At 75.8% G+C, this 16,514-nt stretch carries 13 protein-coding genes; 6 read left to right on the top strand and 7 right to left on the bottom strand.

Annotation, left to right across the window (positions count from 1 at the left end; translation table 11 throughout):
• The first annotated feature begins 44 nt into the window (after window positions 1-44).
• On the top strand, window positions 45-737 hold the full coding sequence (locus ACFZA0_RS28195) for an ANTAR domain-containing protein (protein WP_391022068.1): 693 nt from the start codon (window positions 45-47) through the stop codon (window positions 735-737).
• Between the two features lie 321 nt (window positions 738-1,058).
• Here the strand turns inward: ACFZA0_RS28195 and ACFZA0_RS28190 are convergent, their stop codons facing one another.
• The 3 genes from ACFZA0_RS28190 to ACFZA0_RS28180 all read right to left on the bottom strand — a co-directional run bounded on the left by ACFZA0_RS28190 (window position 1,059) and on the right by ACFZA0_RS28180 (window position 4,971).
• Window positions 1,059-2,657, bottom strand: coding sequence for an FAD-dependent oxidoreductase (locus ACFZA0_RS28190; protein WP_391022066.1), 1,599 nt, complete (start codon window positions 2,655-2,657; stop codon window positions 1,059-1,061).
• 163 nt (window positions 2,658-2,820) lie between these two features.
• The gene (locus ACFZA0_RS28185) at window positions 2,821-4,086 is read right to left on the bottom strand and encodes a lycopene cyclase family protein (protein WP_391022325.1); all 1,266 of its coding nucleotides are present in this window, start codon (window positions 4,084-4,086) and stop codon (window positions 2,821-2,823) included.
• Window positions 4,087-4,347: 261 nt separating this feature from the next.
• Window positions 4,348-4,971 (bottom strand): sigma-70 family RNA polymerase sigma factor, encoded by a 624-nt coding sequence (locus ACFZA0_RS28180; RefSeq protein ID WP_391022064.1) that lies wholly within the window; start codon window positions 4,969-4,971, stop codon window positions 4,348-4,350.
• Between the two features lie 386 nt (window positions 4,972-5,357).
• Here ACFZA0_RS28180 and ACFZA0_RS28175 point away from each other — a divergent pair, with 386 nt between their 5' ends.
• From ACFZA0_RS28175 to ACFZA0_RS28160, 4 genes are read left to right on the top strand one after another with little or no spacing between them, the layout of a single operon-like run.
• Window positions 5,358-6,773, top strand: coding sequence for a polyprenyl synthetase family protein (locus ACFZA0_RS28175; RefSeq protein WP_391022061.1), 1,416 nt, complete (start codon window positions 5,358-5,360; stop codon window positions 6,771-6,773).
• A gap of 22 nt (window positions 6,774-6,795) precedes the next feature.
• Window positions 6,796-8,346: a phytoene desaturase family protein gene (locus ACFZA0_RS28170; protein WP_391022059.1), complete on the top strand. Its 1,551-nt coding sequence runs from the start codon at window positions 6,796-6,798 to the stop codon at window positions 8,344-8,346.
• The gene (locus ACFZA0_RS28165; protein WP_391022057.1) at window positions 8,343-9,374 is read left to right on the top strand and encodes a squalene/phytoene synthase family protein; all 1,032 of its coding nucleotides are present in this window, start codon (window positions 8,343-8,345) and stop codon (window positions 9,372-9,374) included. Before ACFZA0_RS28170 ends, ACFZA0_RS28165 begins: the two co-directional genes overlap by 4 nt.
• Window positions 9,371-10,411, top strand: a complete 1,041-nt coding sequence (locus tag ACFZA0_RS28160) for a DUF5914 domain-containing protein (protein WP_391022055.1) — start codon at window positions 9,371-9,373, stop codon at window positions 10,409-10,411. Before ACFZA0_RS28165 ends, ACFZA0_RS28160 begins: the two co-directional genes overlap by 4 nt.
• A 37-nt stretch (window positions 10,412-10,448) precedes the next feature.
• Here ACFZA0_RS28160 and proP read toward each other — a convergent pair whose 3' ends face one another.
• The gene (gene proP, locus ACFZA0_RS28155; protein WP_391022053.1) at window positions 10,449-11,957 is read right to left on the bottom strand and encodes a glycine betaine/L-proline transporter ProP; all 1,509 of its coding nucleotides are present in this window, start codon (window positions 11,955-11,957) and stop codon (window positions 10,449-10,451) included.
• Window positions 11,958-12,194: 237 nt separating this feature from the next.
• Between proP and ACFZA0_RS28150 the strand changes: the two genes are divergently transcribed.
• Window positions 12,195-14,774 carry a SpoIIE family protein phosphatase gene (locus ACFZA0_RS28150; RefSeq protein ID WP_391022051.1) on the top strand — a complete coding sequence of 860 codons (2,580 nt, stop codon included), beginning with the start codon at window positions 12,195-12,197 and terminating at the stop codon, window positions 14,772-14,774.
• 46 nt (window positions 14,775-14,820) lie between these two features.
• Here ACFZA0_RS28150 and ACFZA0_RS28145 read toward each other — a convergent pair whose 3' ends face one another.
• The 3 genes from ACFZA0_RS28145 to ACFZA0_RS28135 form a co-directional block, all read right to left on the bottom strand.
• Window positions 14,821-15,246: a TIGR03618 family F420-dependent PPOX class oxidoreductase gene (locus ACFZA0_RS28145; protein WP_391022049.1), complete on the bottom strand. Its 426-nt coding sequence runs from the start codon at window positions 15,244-15,246 to the stop codon at window positions 14,821-14,823.
• A gap of 435 nt (window positions 15,247-15,681) precedes the next feature.
• A complete protein-coding gene (locus ACFZA0_RS28140) occupies window positions 15,682-16,116 on the bottom strand; it encodes a response regulator (RefSeq protein WP_391022047.1) in 435 nt (144 codons plus the stop codon).
• Window positions 16,113-16,496, bottom strand: coding sequence for a hypothetical protein (locus ACFZA0_RS28135; RefSeq protein WP_391022045.1), 384 nt, complete (start codon window positions 16,494-16,496; stop codon window positions 16,113-16,115). The genes ACFZA0_RS28140 and ACFZA0_RS28135 overlap by 4 nt, the downstream gene beginning before the upstream one ends.
• Between the last annotated feature and the right edge of the window lie 18 nt (window positions 16,497-16,514).

The raw sequence follows: 16,514 nt of genomic DNA, 5'->3' as shown, positions 1-16,514 counted from the left end.
GCGGGAGCCGAACGGTGAATGCGGGTGAATGCGGGTGAATGCTGATGGAGTGGCGTGAGTTCGCCGAGCGGATGGCCGTGTTCTCCCGGCATCTGCTCGCGCAGGAGTCCGTGCAGTCGACCCTCGACGAGATCGCCGCGGCGGCCGTCGAACTGATCGACGGCTGCGAGGCCTCCGGCATCCTGGCCCTGCGGGGTGGACGCTCCATCACGCTGACCGCCACCGGCAAGCTGGTCGAGGAGTCGGACCGGCTCCAGGGCGAGCTGGCGGAGGGCCCCTGTTTCGACGCCGCGCGCCGCACCGACGGCGAGCGGATGTTCCGGATCACCGACCTCACGAAGCCGCAGCCGGACTGGCCGCGCTTCGCGCCCGCGGCGCGGGACCTGGGCGTGGCGAGCATGATGGGCTTCCTGCTGTACACGCAGGAGGAGGACTTCGGCGCGCTGAACTTCTACTCGCACCGCCCGGGGGCCTTCACCAAGGAGAGCGAGACGGCCGGCTGGCTGCTCGCCTCGCACGCGGCGGTCGCCCTCGCCAGCGCCCGTACGGTCGACCAGCTCGAACACGCGTTGGAGACCCGGCACGCGATCGGCGAGGCCATGGGCATCCTGCGGGAACGCCACCGGCTCAGCGAGGACGACGCCTTCGCGGTGCTGCGCCGCATCTCCCAGCACCACAACGTCAAGCTGCGCGAGGTGGCGCAGAACATCCGCGACAAGGCGTCCCCGCAGGGCTGAGACACCGGCCTCCCGGGGCCGGGGACCGATGCGCGGAGAGTCCGGGACCGCCCGCTCCGGAATCGTGCGCGATTTTCTTTCATGGCCGGCGCCAAGGTGGGAACTCGGCCTCTACGCGATCCCAATGCCGCGGAATTGGTCTCGCCAGGAGGCATGGTTCGACATGGAGCCATGACGCCGTTGGACACCGCGGCCGGCCATCGGAGCGTTTGCACGGCCGACCGGGGTGGCCGGGCGATCACCGGGTGGTTCTTCCGCTCCGGTGATCGTCCGGTGTCGGGGCGGGACCGGGCACGGCCGTGTCGTGCCCGGTCCCCTCCGTCACAGGTGACGTCCCGGCACCCGCGCCCCGCCGGGCGGCCGTCCGGCGTGCCGGGCGAGGGTCCGCAGGACGGGGCCGCGTCCCCGGTCCGGAACGGTCCACAGGGTCTGGCCGGCGACCCCCCACCGCTCCAGCAGCGCGTTCGCGGCGAGGAAGCCGCTGGTCGCCGCGCGTTCCATGAGGGCCACCGGCAGGCCGGTGCGCACCAGGTCGCCGGCGACCACCAGGCCCGGTTCGGCGGTCCGCACGGTCGGCCGGTCCTCGTAGCCGCCGACGGGGAAGAGCGGGCAGTCGGCGTGCCACTCGTGGTGGGCGTCGACGACCCCGGCGGTGCGCGTCTCCGGGTACACCCGGTGCAACTGCTCCACCAGCCGCTTCTCCTCGACGTCGCGCACGGCGTCCTCGGGGAGCGCGTAGGCGTGCAGTTCGACGACGGAACCGCCGGTACGCGCGGACCAGCGGGCCGCCTCGCCCTCCCAGCGCTCCAGCACGCTGACGTTGTCGAGGGTGCCGTAGCCGCTGGTGCCGAGGAATCCCGGCCGGGTGGGGTCGACCCGGCGGTCCAGCCACAGCCGGGACACCAGGAACGGCGGGGCGGTGCGCAGCCGCCCGATCCGCTCGCGCCAAGCGGCGTCGCCCAGTCCCGGGGAGGCGGCGACCAGGCCGCTCAGCCCGCGGGTGTCCAGGGCGAGGACGACGCCGTCGTAGCGGTGCTCCCCGTCCGCCGTCGCGACGGCGTACCGCCCGTCCCCCGTCGGTACGACGGCCTCGACCGCGGTCGAGGTGCGCAGTCGGGCGCCGTGGCCGTCGAGGTAGGCGGCGAGGGGGTCCCACAGGGCGGTCGGGAACGGCTCGGTGGGGACGTCGAAGAGGAGGCCCTCGGAGGAGCCGAGGAAGTAGATGTGGAACATCAGCACCATCTCGGCGGCCGACAGCAGCCGGGGGTCCGCGAAGAAACTGCGGGAGAAGACCTCGAAGGCCAGGTGGCGGGCGGCCTCCGGGAAGCGGATGGACTCCAGGAAGTCGTACGCGCTCGTGCGGTCCAGCCGCTCGTACACCTGCGGCACCCGTACGTCGAGCAGCGGCAGGGCGGCGACGGGGTCCATGCGGGCCAGGTCGCGCGCGCCGAAGGACGGGCTGAGGGCGACGAATCCGAGGGCGCTCCACGGCGGGGTGCGCGGCACCCGGCGGAAGCTGTCGCGCAGACCGCCGCTGTGCCGCAGCGGGTAGTCCGGCAGACCCGTCAGGCGCCGCAGGTCCGGGTCGGTGCGGCGCAGCAGGCCGCGCAGGTTGTAGTACTGCCGGAAGAAGGCGTGGAAGCCGCGGCTCATCGTCGCCGTGGAGCCGTCCGCCAGGCCGACAGGTCGGCCGGACAGGCGTCCGCCGAGGCCCGGTGCCCGTTCCAGGACGGTGACGCGGACTCCGCGTTCGGCGAGCGCGGTCGCGGCGGCGAGCCCGGCGATGCCGCCGCCGACCACGGCGACGGCGGGCGCGTCGGGGCCGGTGATCCGCCGGAGGCCGGGCGGCGCCGCGAGCACGCGGGCGCGCCGGTCGCGGCCGTGCCGGGTGCCGTCCGGCTGCCGTGCCGCCCGGCTCACCGGCCGCCTCCCGCGCGGGAAGGGCGCTGGACGGGTCGCGTCGGGCCGGCTCCGGGGAAGGGCCGTCGGGCCCGCTGTCCGGCGAGGCCGGGGACGCCTGGGAGGCCGGCGCCGGGTCCGGTCCGGTCGGGCGGGGCGGTGGGGGTCTGGTCGTGCGGCACGGTCATCCGTTCCTCTCGGACCGCGGCGGGCCCGCGGTGTGCGGGGCGGGGCGGGGCGGTCGGGGGGCGCCCGGCAGCGGGGCGGGGCGCCGGGGCAGGAAGGGCAGTTCGGCGGCGCTCCGCAGCATGGGGAGCACGGGCGTGCGCAGCCCGATGGACAGGTCCTCGTGCAGGCGGGTGCGTCCGTCGAGGAAGCGCAGCAGCCGGGCGGGCGGTACGCGCGCGAAGAGCCGGGTGAAGAAGGCGGCGCCGTCGACCCGGCCGCTGTCCAGGGCGCGCAGCAGCACGGCGTCCATGGCGCGGGAGCGGGCCGAGTGGGCGGGCGGCGGCAGCGGGTGGCGGCCGGCGCGCAGGGCCGCGGCGACGGCCCGGGTCTGGCGCTGCACGGCGGCGAAGGTGTAGCCGGTGGAGGGCCGGGTCGCGCCGCCCGCCGCGCCGATGCGGAAGACACCGGGGCCGGTCCGGCGGGCGAACGGGGCGTCGGTCATGGGGATCACACCGGTCTCGGTCGCCGTGATCGCGAAGTCCCGCTCGCGCAGGCGCAGCACCTCTCCCGTGTAGTGGCGCAGGGCCTTCTCGTAGGCCGGCGCGTCCAGGACGGCGGCGGAGAACTCGGTGTACTCCACGAGGGCCCGGCCGGTCCCCGTCGGCAGGACGTAGGCGAAGGACAGGCCGTGCGCGGGCTGCGGGGTGCGGAAGTCCATGAGGTCGACCACGTCGGGGTCGAACACCGGGCGGTCGTGGTGGACGAACCAGCCGTGGAAGTGCTGGAGGAGCGTCGTGCGGCCGGCCGGGAGACGGGCCGGCGGCCGGGAGTCGAACACCCAGCGGGCGCGGACCTGTCGGGGGCGCCCCTCGGCGGTGCGCGCGTGCACGACGGCACCGCCGTCGACCGCCTCGACCGACTCGGCGGCCGCCTCCAGCCGCCGCACGTCGGGACTGCGCTCCAGGTCGCGGGCGACCAGGCACTCATAGTCGTCGGAACGCAGCATCTTGTAGCGCAGCGGGTCGATGTCGCACTCGACCGCGGTGCCGTCGGGGCCGTGGACGCGCAGCCGCCGCCAGGACGCCGTGAGGGCGGCGTCGGCCGGGCCGGGGCCCGCCTCCCAGTAGCACCAGGTGCGGGGCGGGGGGCGCAGCGGACCGGGGGGCGCCTCGACGAGGACGACGGTGACCCGGCGTTCACCGGGCGCGCGGCGGGCCAGCAGGTGGGCCAGTGAGAGCCCCGCGGCTCCGGCCCCGACCACGGCGACGTCCGCCTCCAGCACCACCGTGTCGCTCCCTTCCGCTCCGCCTGCGTCCGCGCCCGTCCCGCGCACCCTCGCGGGATGCGCGGGCGTGCCCGTGCGTCCGACCGGAAGCATTCCGGTCGGCGGAGCGGGTCGGATGCAGACACGCGCGGGGCGGCGGCCGGGAGATGCGCGGGCGGTCGGGTGTTGTTCCGCCAGGACCCTCCGAACGGCTCAACCCGAGAACGCATCGATTGTGCGTCGTTGGCACGCTGCGTGAGTTCCGGGCGTCGTCGCGCGCTACTCCGCGCCGGAGAGGGCGCCGCCCTCCTCCAGGTGGCGGCCCAGGCGGTGCAGGCCGCGGCGGGCGTGGCTCTTGACCGTGCCGAGGGGCCAGCCCGTCAGCTGGGCGATCTGCGCCTGGGTGAGGTCGTCGTAGAAGGCGAGGCTGAGCACGCGCCGCTGCGGGGCGGGGAGTTTGGCCAGTTCGTGGCTGACGACCAGCCGGTCAAGCACCGCCTCCGGACGGGCGGCCGGGTCCTCCTGCGCCATGGACAGGGACGCCCCGGCGGCGGCGACCAGGTCGGCGCGCCGGGTACGCGCGGAGAGCGCGTCGGCGATCTTGCGCCGGGTGATGCCGACCAGCCACGCCGTCATCGCGCCGCGGTCGGGCGAGAAGCCGCCGCGCCCCCGCCAGGCCGCGAGGAACACCACCTGGACGACGTCCTCCGCCTCCCGGGGGTCCCCCAGGGAGCGCCGGGCCAGCGTGAAGACAAGGGCGCCCCACCGGTGGTAGGCGGCGGCCAGGCAGTCCTCGTCGCCGCGCACGAACCCGGCGGCGAGTTCCTCGTCGGTGAGCCGGGCACCGTCCCGGCCGGCCGCGAGGGGGGCCGGACTCTGCTCGACGGTCTGCTGTGCGGTCATGGCGACTGCTCCTCGTACCGGGCGGTGCCCGCCCCGGTCCCGGGGCGGACCTGCCCTCCTTGCCACTCGGTCGGGGGAACCCGGCGGACTCGGGGGACTCGTGCGGACTCGGTCGGACTTCTGAAGACGGTGCGGTGACACCTGGTCACTCTGAGAACTTCCAGTCCGGTCATCCTGCGAAGCCGGCACGGTCGGCGACAACTTGCATCGAATCTGCACCGTATTCCGGCGGAACCGTTCCGGCATCCGGGGGTGCCGCGGCTGCGGGGACCCCGCACGCGTCCGTACGGGCGCCGCCTTCCGGGGGGCCGGGCGCATCCAGAGCCGCCGTGTCCGCGGAATGCGGGGAGACCGAAACGGCTCCGGGCGCGCGAGAGGACCGCTGGATGCACTCCATGCAGGCGAGGGACCACCTGTCGGGAGAACCGGCGCCCGGCCCGTGCGGCGCGTTCGCGCGGGCCTCCTCCGCGCCCCTGGACGTCCGGGACTCCGCGGCCGCCCCGCACGCCTGGGACACGGCCCCGGACACGGCCCCCCGGGAGCGGGACACCCCGGCCCCCCGCGACGTCGACCGCGACGTCCCCGGCGCCGTCGAGCACCTGCTCCGGCGGCTGCTGGGGGAACGCCTGGCGGAGGCGTCCGCGCTCGACCCCGGGTTCGCCCGGGACCTCGCCGACCGCACCGCGCGGTTCACGCTGCGCGGCGGACGGCGGCTGCGGCCGCAGTTCGTGTGGTGGGCGCTGCGCTGTGCGGGCGAACCGGACGCCGACCGGGTGGAAACGGCCCTGCGGATCGGCGCCGCCCTCGAACTGATCCAGACCTGCGCGCTCGTCCACGACGACGTGATGGACGACGCCCCGCTGCGCCGCGGGCGGCCCGCGCTGCACGCCGCCGTGACCGCCCAGTACGATGCGACCGCCTCCCCCGGCCGGGCCGGGCCGCTCGGTGTCGCCGCCGCGATCCTCGCCGGTGACCTCGCGCTCGTGTGGGCGGACGACGTGGTCGCCGCGAACACGCTGCCGCCGGACACCGACCGCCGGGTGCGCCGGCTGTGGGCCGCGATGCGTACGGAGATGGTGGCCGGCCAGTACCTGGACGTGCACGGGCAGGCCACCGCCTCGCGCTCGGCGAGCGGGGCGCTGCGCGCGGCCCGGCTCAAGAGCGCCCTGTACTCGGTGGAACGGCCCCTCGCCCTCGGCGCGGCCCTCGCCGGCACCGGCCCGGCGGCGACGGAGGCCCTGTGCGCGGCGGGCAGGCACGTCGGCCTCGCGTTCCAGCTGCGCGACGACCTCGACGACGTGTTCGGCGACCCGGGCCGCACCGGCAAACCGTCCGGCGGCGACCTCCGCGAGGGCAAGCCGACCCTGCTGCTGGCCGTCGCCCGCGCCAGGGCGGCGGAGACCGGCGACCGTCACGCGCTCGGGGTGCTGGACGACCTCGTGGGACGCGCGGACCTCGCGGACGCCGGACTCGACCGCGTCCGGGACGTGTTCGAGGCGACCGGGGCCCATGCCGCGGTGGAGGAGCGGATCGGCCTGCTGCTGGCCCGCGGGCTGCGCAGGCTCGACGCGGCCCGACCCGCCCCCGAGGCGCACCGGCGGCTGCGCGCGCTGATGGGGGCGGTCGCCGCCCCGGCCGCCTCCGCGCCCGGGACCCCGCACCCGACGGGCGCCCCGCCGGGCCCGCCGCACGACGACGCCCGACCCCGTTCCGGCGCGACCGGGGGCCCGGCGCCCGCGCCGGCCCCCGTACCGCCCGCTCCCTGCGCGAGCGGCGCCGGTCCTGAGACGACCAGCCGATGACCCGACCGGAGGCGACCAGCCGATGACCCGATCACTGCCGGGGCGCACCGACCATGTCGTGGTCGTCGGCGCCGGCCTGTCCGGACTCGCCGCGACGCTGCACCTGCTGGGTGCCGGCCGTCGCGTCACCGTCGTCGAACGCGACCCGCTGCCGGGCGGGCGGGCCGGACGGCTGGAGCGGAACGGCTACCTGATCGACACCGGGCCCACCGTGCTGACCATGCCGGAGCTGGCGGACGAGGCGTTCGCGGCGGTCGGCGAGAGCCTGTACGACCGCGTCGACCTGGTGCCGCTGCACCCGGCCTACCGCGCGCGGTTCGCGGACGGCTCCTCGCTGGACGTGCACACCGGGGCGGAGGCGATGGAGGCGGAGGTCGAGCGGTTCGCCGGGCCGGGCGAGGCGGCCGGGTACCGGGAGCTGCGGCGGTGGCTGGAGCGGGTGTACCGGGCGCAGATCCGCTCGTTCATCGACACCAACTTCGACTCCCCCCTCCAGCTCGTGCGCCCCGACCTGGCGCGGCTCGCGGTGCTCGGCGGGTTCGGGCGGCTGGACGCGAGGGTCGGCCGGTACCTGCGCGACGAGCGGCTGCGCCGGGTGTTCACGTTCCAGTCGCTGTACGCGGGCGTCCCGCCGGCCCGCGCGCTGGCCGCGTACGCGGTGATCGCGTACATGGACACGGTCGCGGGCGTGTACTTCCCGCGCGGCGGCATGCACGCCCTGCCGACGGCGATGGCCGCCGCCGCCGCGGACGCGGGCGCCGATCTCCGGTTCGGGCAGGAGGTCGTCCGGCTCGAACGGTCCGGCGACCGGGTGACGGCGGTGGTGACCGCGGACGGGCGCATCCCCTGCGACGCGGTCGTGCTCACCCCGGACCTGCCGGTCGCCTACCGGCTGCTCGGCCGCGCGCCGCGCCGCCCGGCCCGGCTGACGCACTCGCCGTCGGCCGTCGTACTGCACCTCGGCGGCGACCGGACCTGGCCCCAACTCGCGCACCACACGCTGATGTTCGGGCAGGCGTGGCGCGGCACGTTCGACGAGCTGACGCGCACCGGCGAGCTGATGAGCGACCCCTCCCTGCTCGTGACGCGGCCGACCACCACCGACCCGGGGCTCGCGCCGTCGGGCCGCCATCTGCACTACGTGCTGGCGCCCTGCCCCAACACCGAGGTCGGCCCCGGCGCGACCGCGTGGGGCGACCTGGCGCCGCGCTACCAGGACACGCTGCTCGGGGAGTTGGAGCGGCGGGGGCTCGACGGGCTCGCCGCCTCCGTCGACGAGCGGTGCCTGGTCACGCCCGCCGACTGGCACGCCCGGGGGCACGCCGCGGGCACCCCGTTCTCCGCCGCCCACACCTTCCGGCAGACCGGCCCGTTCCGGCCCCGCAATCTGGTGCGCGGCACCGAGAACGCCGTGCTGGCGGGCTGCGGCACCACCCCCGGCGTCGGCGTGCCGACGGTCCTGCTGTCGGGGAAGCTCGCCGCGGACCGGGTCACCGGAGGGGGCCGCGGCAAGCCACGGGTGCGCGACGCGGCCCGCTCGCCCCGCACCGCGACCGAGGGGGCCGCCACGTGACGACGCGAGAACTCGACGCGGCGGGCATCACCGACCCGTCGCTGCGCGCCGCGTACACGCACTGCCGGCGGCTCAACGCCCGGCACGGCAGGACGTACTTCCTGGCGACGCGGCTGCTCACCGTGGAGCGGCGCCCGGCCGTGCACGCCCTGTACGGTTTCGCGCGCTGGGCCGACGACATCGTCGACTCCCTCGACGACGTGCCCGCCTCCGAGCGGGCCGGTGAACTGGCGCGCCTCCAGGCCGACATGGAGGCCGGTCTGCGCGACGGGCGGGGCGGCGAGCCGGTGGTCAGGGCGCTGGCGGACACGGCCCGCCGGCACGGGATCGACCACCGGCTGTTCGCCGACTTCATGACGGCGATGCGCAGCGACCTCGACGTCACCGACTACCCGACGTACGCGGACCTGCGGGCGTACATGCACGGTTCGGCGGCGGTGATCGGGCTCCAGATGCTGCCGGTGCTGGGCACGGTGGGGCCGTCCGAGGAGGCGGCCCCGTACGCGGCGGCGCTCGGCGTCGCCTTCCAGCTCACCAACTTCCTGCGGGACGTGGGCGAGGACCTGGACCGCGGCCGGGTGTACCTGCCCGCCGACCTGCTGCGCGCGCACGGCGTCGACCGTGAACTCCTCATCCGCAGCCGGGAGTCGGGCCGTCCGGACGCGCGGATCACCGCGGCGCTGCGCGAGGCGGAGGCGCTCACGCGCGGTGTCTACCGCGAGGCCGCGCCGGGGCTCGCGCTGCTCGACCCGGTGTCGCGGCCGTGCGTGCGCACGGCGTTCGTCCTGTACGGCGGCATCCTCGACGCGATCGCCGCCGACGGGTACACCGTGGTGCACCGCCGGTCGGTGGTCTCCCGTCGGCGCCGCGGGGCGGTCGCGCTCGACGGTCTGGTCCGGGTGGGCGCGGCGCGCCTCGCCCGCCGTGCCGCGCCCCGCCCGGCGGCACCGCCCCCGCCGCCGGCCCGTTCCCCGTCCACCGGCGCGCCGGTCACCGCCGGTACGCGGACGCCCGAGGAGGTCTCGTGAACCCCGCCGCCGACGCCACTCCCCCCGAGCCCGTGCCGCCCGCCCGGGGCCGGGTGCCGCTGCGGCTGCGCAGGCGGCCGGTGCCGTGGGACCGGCAGCGGCCGACGTGGCGCGAGGCCCGCCCGGCGGTCATCGGGGAGGCCCTGAAGCGCGCGTCGGCCCGTCCCTCGGGCAACTGGTACGTCGTCGGCGCCTCCCGCGACGTGCGCGACGACCGGCCGCTGGCGCGCACGGTCGCCGGGCGGGAGATCGTGGTGTGGCGCGACGCCGACGGCGTGCTGGTCGCCGGACCCGGCGTGTGCCCGCACCTGGGCGCGCCGCTCGGCAGGAGCCCCGTGCGCTGCGGCACCCTCGTCTGCCACTGGCACGGACTCGCCCTGGACGGCGGCCCGTTCGCGGGCTGGGAGCCGCTGCCCGCGCACGACGACGGGGTGCTGGTGTGGGTGCGGCTCGACGCGGTCGGCGGCGAGCGGCCGACGGACGCGCCGCTGGTCCCGGTGCGGCCCGAGGCGTCGGGTGCGGTGGCCGCCGTCTACACCGGGTTCGGTGTCTGCGAGCCGGAGGACGTCGTCGCCAACCGGCTCGACCCGTGGCACGGCGCCTGGTTCCACCCGTACTCCTTCGTGGACCTGTCCGTGCTCTCGGCGCCCGGTCCGGGCGCGTCCGGGGCCGACGACGGCTTCGCCGTCGACGTGTCCTTCAAGGTCGCCGGGCGGCTGGTGGTGCCGGTGCGGGCGGTGTTCACCGCGCCGGAGCCGCGCACGGTCGTCATGCACATCACGGACGGGGAGGGCCTCGGGTCGGTGGTGGAGACCCACGCGACCCCGGTCGGCCTCGACGACCGGGGCAGGCCGCGCACCGCCGTCGTCGAGGCGGTCGTGGCCGCCTCGGACCGGCCGGGCTTCGCGGCGGCGCGCTGGGCGGCACCGCTGCTGCGCCCGCTGATGCGGGCCGCCGCCGGGCGCCTGTGGCGCGACGACCTCGCGTACGCGGAGCGCCGCTGGGCGCTGCGCTCCACGGGGCGCTTCCCCGGGTGAGTCGCGGCCGGGGGCGGCGGGGACGCCGGGCGGCGGTTCAGAACCTCGGGACCGGTGCCTGGGCCTCCACCAGTTCCGCCGCCTCCCGGGGCGTCTCGACCGAGGGCGGGGAGCCGTCGAGCGGCTTGCGCGCGGTCTCCTTCATGCAGGCCACGGAGATCACGCCGACGAGCGCGGCGGCCATCGAGTAGTAGGCGGGCATCATGTCGGTCCCGGTGACGGAGATCAGCGCGGTGATCACCAGCGGGGTCGTGCCGCCGAAGAGGGACGCGGAGAGGTTGTAGCCGATGGACAGCGAGCCGTAGCGGACCTGGGTCGGGAAGAGGGCGGGGAGCGCCGCGGACATGGTGCCGAGCAGGCACACCAGGGACAGACCGAGGAGCAGCATGCCGGCCGACACGGCGATCAGGCTGCCCTGCTTGACCAGCAGGAACGACGGCGCCGACAGGACGAGGAAGCCGAGCATGCCGGTCATCAGCAGGGGCTTGCGGCCGAGCCGGTCGGACAGCTTGCCGACCTGGTTGATGATCAGCATGAGCACGACCATGGTGGCGAGCAGGATCAGCAGGCCGTGCGTCTCGCTGTAGCCCATCTCGTCCGACAGGTAGGTCGGCATGTACGACAGGAGCATGTAGTCGGTGATGTTGTAGGCACCGACCAGGCAGATGCACAGCACCAGGGTGGGCCAGTAGTCGCGGAAGATCCGGGCGACGTCGCCCTTCGCGGTGGTCTCCACGGCGGACGCCGCCTCGGACGCCCGGTGTGCGGACTGGTCGTCCAGCTTCCGGAACGCGGGCGTCTCGTCGAGCCGCAGCCGCAGGTAGAGGCCGATCAGGCCGATGGGTCCGGCCACCAGGAACGGGACGCGCCAGCCCCAGGAGTCCATGCCGCCGTCGCCCAGCGCGCCGGTCAGAACGGTGACCAGGCCCGCCGCCCCGACGTACCCGGCGAGGGTGCCGAGTTCGAGGAAGCTGCCGAAGTAGCCGCGCCGCCGGTCGGGGGCGTACTCCGCGATGAAGGTGGAGGCACCGCCGTACTCGCCGCCGGTGGAGAAGCCCTGCACCAGGCGGAAGAGGATCAGCAGGACCGGTGCCCAGAAGCCGATCGTGGCGTAGGAGGGGATCAGGCCGATGGCGAAGGTGCCGACCGCCATCAGGATCATGGTGAGCGCGAGCACCTTCTTGCGGCCGACCTTGTCGCCCATCGGCCCGAAGACCATGCCGCCGACCGGGCGCACGAGGAAGGACACCGCGAACGTCGCGAACGACGACAGGAGCTGAACCGTGTCGTTCCCGGACGGGAAGAACACGTGTCCGATGGTGACCGCGAGATAGCTGTAGATCCCGAAGTCGAACCACTCCATCGCGTTGCCGAGCGAGGCGGCCTTCACCGCGCGCCGCACGGACGCCTCGTCGGTGACAGTGATGTCGGTGCGCCGGAGCGGCGGATTTCTGCGCCTCCTGCCCGCCCTGAACAGGGTGCGGTGCCGTTTGACGGCCTCAGGGCCGGCAGCGGCCTCGACGGGGTCGGTCTCGGTGGCCGCCATGGACGGTTCCTTTCTCGCTGACGTTCCCGCCGGCTGCTCCCGACGGCGCGGAACCGCCTGCTCGGTCATGGCGAACGCAAACGGCCTGATGCCGGAGAGGGACGTTCGTCACTCTACGAACAGCGCGCCGAGGCGGTGGCCGCCGCTGGTCCGTCCGGGTGCGGGGGCGTGACGGCGGGCGCATCCTTGAGTGAGCCCGCGCGGCGGCCCAGGGACGGGGGAACGGAACACGGACCGATGACAGGGAGCGAGGGCGTGGACGGGATGACCGGACGGCTGGCCCCGCTGCTGACGGGGGCCGTGCGCGAGGCGGTCGGGGCGTCCGACGGCCGCGTGTGCGGTGTCTACCTGCGGTCGGGCACCCCCGGCGTGCTGCGCCTCGCGGCGCTCACCGGCCTGCCCGGACCGCTGTTCAGCAACTGGTGGCGCGTGCACGAGGACCGCCCGTTCCCGGTCTCGGACGCCCATCGCAACGGCTGCCGCGTCGTCCTCGCCGACGCCGCCGAGACGATGCGGCGCTACCCCCAGTTCGCGGCGAGTCTGCCGTACCAGTTCGGCTCGGTGTACATCCCGGTCACGTCGGGGGCGTCCGCGTACGGGGTGCTCGTCGTCATCCGTCCCGCCGCCCCGGAGCGCGGCGGGGAGCCGCCGGGGCTCGACCGGATCGGGCGCGCGGCCCGGCTGCTCGGCTCGGAGCTGCACACCCTGGAGGAGGCCGGGACGCCGGTCGTCTGGGACGAGGCCCCCGCGTGCGTGTACCCGCCCGGCTCGGGTGAGGAGGCGGGGCGGATCGGCCGGTTCTTCTGGGACGCGGGGGCCGACGTGGTCACCGCCGAGCCCGACCTGTTCGGCCTGCTCTCGCCGCCCGACGGGCGGGCGCCCACGACCGCGCGGGAGCTGGCGCGCGCGGTGACGGACTCCGAGGCGGACGCCCGGCGGGTGGACAGCGCGCTGAGCCGCACGTCGGCCGGCGGTCCCTCGCCCAAGCCGCTGCACGTGCGCGCGGCGGACGGCACCCTGCGGGTGCTGGAGCTGTGGGCGCCCACCCTCTCCGTCCCCGCCCCGGGCGGCCGGAGCCCGGTGGCCGGGGTGGTGCTGGACCCCGGACGCGGTCCGGCCGGCGACGCGGCGGCGGACCCACTGCCGGAGGGCGTGTTCCGGCTGGACCGCCTCGGTGTCGTGGTCTACGCGAACGCCCGCGCCGCGCAGGCGCTGCGCACGCCCCGCGACCGGCTGCTGGGCCGCCCGCTGTGGGAGGCGGTGCCGTGGCTGGGGCTGCCCGCGTTCGAGGACCAGCTCCGGGGCGCGCTGCTGGCGCCGGAACCGGTGCACTGCCACGTGCCCCGGCCGCCCGCCGCCGCCGGGGAGTCCTTCGAGGGCGACTGGGTGGCCATGTCCGTGTACCCCGGCCCGTCCGTGCTGACCTGCACGGTCGTGCCCTCCAACGCCGCCGCGGAAGCGGCCGCGTCCGGGGCGGCGGACCCCACCGGGCCCACGGTGCGGGCGGAGGGGACGGGGACGGGCGCGGGTGGCCCGCGGGACGAGGAAGCGGCCCCGGCGCACCAGGACGGTGTGACCTCACTGCTGTACCGGCCCATCGTCCTGGCCATCGCGCTCACCGAGGCGGTCACCGCGCGCCAGGTGTCCGCGGTGGTCATGCAGGAGCTGCTGCCCGCGTTCGGCGGCCGCCGGCTCGCCCTCTACCTGCTGCAGGACCGGCACCTCTACCTGGCGTGGGAGTCCGGCTTCCCGGACGGTCTCCTCGCGCCGTACGAGGGAATCGGTCTCGACGCCCGGCTGCCGGCGGTGGAGGCCCTCGCGACCGGCCGTCCGCTCTTCTACGACTCGTCCGAACAACTCGCCGCCGCCTTCCCCGGGGTGCCGCTCGACTCGTCGGTCGGCGCGCGCGCCTTCCTGCCGCTGATCGCGTCGGGGCGGCCGGTGGGCTCCTGCATCCTCGGCTTCGAGGGGACGCGGCGCTTCAGCTCCGAGGAGCGCACGGTGCTGACCGCGCTCGCCGGGCTGATCGCCCACGCGATGGAGAAGGCGCAGCGCTACGACACGGAGGCCGCGCTCGCCCGGGGACTCCAGCAGGCGCTGCTGCCGCGCCGCCTCCCGGCGCACCCGCTGGTGGAGACGGCCGGACGGTACCTGCCCGGCACGCAGGGCATGGACGTCGGCGGCGACTGGTACGACGTCGTCGAGTCGGGCGACGGTCTGGCGCTCGTCATCGGCGACGTCCAGGGCCACGGGGTGCAGGCGGCCGCCACGATGGGTCAACTCCGCAGCGCGGTAAGGGCGTTCGCGCTCGGGGACCGGCCGCCGGACGAGGTGCTCGGCGCCACCAACCATCTGCTGATCGACCTGGACCCCGGCCAGTTCGCGAGCTGCTGCTACGTCCGGCTCGACCCGGCCACCGGGCTGGCCCGCATCGCCCGCGCGGGGCACCCGCCGCCGCTGCTGCTGCGGGCGGACGGGCGCGCCCACCGGGTGGAGACGCCGGGCGGGGTCGTCCTCGGGGTGGACATGCGCGCCGACTACCCGGTGACGGACCTGCACGTGGCACCGGGCGCGGTCCTCGCGCTGTACACGGACGGCCTGGTGGAGCGGCCCGGCGAGGACATCGACGACGGCATCGCCGCGCTCCGCGAGGCGCTGTCCGCCGCCGGGGGTCCGGCGGACCGGCCCGGCGGGCGGGCCCTCGCGGTGGTCGCGGACCGGCTGACCGAGGGCGCCCGGCAGGCGGTGGACCGGCCCGACGACATCGCGCTCCTGCTGGCGACCCGCAGAACCGCGCCGCCGCCCCCACCCGCCTGACGGCCCGGACGGCGGCGGGCGCCCCGGGGGGTGCGGCCGGGTCGGGTCAGGTGGAGGCCTGGTCGCTGTCCTTGAACGCGCCCCAGCCGTGCCAGCGCTCCACCTCGATCCAGGCGTTGACACGGCCGCGGACCCGGTCCGGGTAGGCGTTGCCGGTGTAGTGGCGGGACACCCGGTCGATGCCGGCCAGTCCCTCGTCGTCCTTGATCTCGGTGACCCGCCCGAGGAGGGTGATGTGCGTGTACCAGTCGTCCCCGGCGAGGACGGTGAGGGTGACGCGCGGGTCGTTGCGCAGGTGGCCGAGGCGCTTGCGGCCCTCGTCGAGGTTGACCAGCACGCGGCCGTCGTCCTCCCACAGGTACCAGGTGGGGGTCGAGACGGGTGCGCCGTCGGAGCGCAGGGTGGCGATGACGGACGGGTTGGGCCTGCGCAGCAGGGCGACGGCGTCGGGCGGCAGCGGGGGCTTGGACATGGGGGCTCCTCCGGACGGTTCTGCCGGACCGGCACGCGGCCGGGGCCGGCGGGTACGCCGTAAACCGTACGACCGCGCGGCGGAACCGGCGGGCGCGACCCCGCGGGCCGGGCGGCACGTCGCCGCGAACGGGTGCACGCGGGGCTCCGAGGGCCGGCCGCGGTCGCGCCCGGCGTGCCCCGCCGGCCGCGGAACGCCTCCTGCCGCCCCGCGGTCGCCGCGCATGGGCGGGGCGGGGACGGGCAGAAGGGGTGCGGGCACGATGAGGGAACGGGCGCCGTCGTCCTGGGGAGGTGGACGGCGCCCGTTTCCGCGCCCGGAGTCGCGCGGTCCCCTCCGCCGTGCCGATGCCCGCGAACGCCGCGTGCCGGCCGGTGGAACCGGCCGGCACGATGCGGTGCGCGGAGGTCGCGCGGTCCGGGGACCGCGCGGCGGTCAGCCGCGGGGCGGCTTGACCGCGACGTCGAGGTAGAACGCGTCGATGCTGCGCACCGCCTGCTCGAACTCCGCGAGGTTGACCGGCTTGGTGACGTACGCGTTGGCGTGGTGCTTGTACGCGCCGGTCACGTCGTCGGGGGCGGCGGACGTGGTGAGCACGACGACCGGGATGGTCTGGAGCTCCTCGTCCTCCTTGACGATCGCGAGGAACTCGCGGCCGTTCATGCGCGGCATGTTGAGGTCGAGCACGATCAGGTCGGGGCGCGGGTTCTTGGGGTCCCGGAGGTAGTCCAGAGCGGCGACGCCGTCCTCGACCTGCGTGAGGTTGCGGGCGCCGCGGTCGGTCAGGGCGTCCTGGATGAGCATCGCGTCGGCGATGTCGTCCTCGACCAGCAGCACGTCGTAGGGGCGTACGGGGGCGGAGGCAGTCATGGTTGCGGGCTCCGGGGTGTGGGGTGGGTGGAAAGCTCGGGCGTACTGGCGGTCATGCTGTTGGTGATCAGTCCGGGCCAGCGGCGTCTGGCCCCCTGCCGGCTGAGGTTCGACGCCCTGCCGATCTCGGGGTAGGTGGCACCCGCCTCCGCCGCGGCCTCCGCCGCTCTGCTCTCCAGACGGTGCACCGCCTGTTCGAGATTGACCAGCACGTAGAGGTGTGCCAGGGCGCGGCCGCGGGCCGCGTGCTCGTCGTCCGACTCGTGCGCGGCCCCCACGAGGTCGTGGGCGAGACGGCGGGAGAGTTCGTCCACCGCGTCGGTCACCAGCAGGACGATCTCCCCTTCGGTCATCCGCGACGTGAAGTGGGCGCCAGTCATGGGACCACAGTAGGCGCC

The organism is Streptomyces sp. NPDC008150 (assembly GCF_042956945.1).
GTDB lineage: Bacteria > Actinomycetota > Actinomycetes > Streptomycetales > Streptomycetaceae > Streptomyces.
This window is presented reverse-complemented; position numbering and strand designations above follow the sequence as displayed.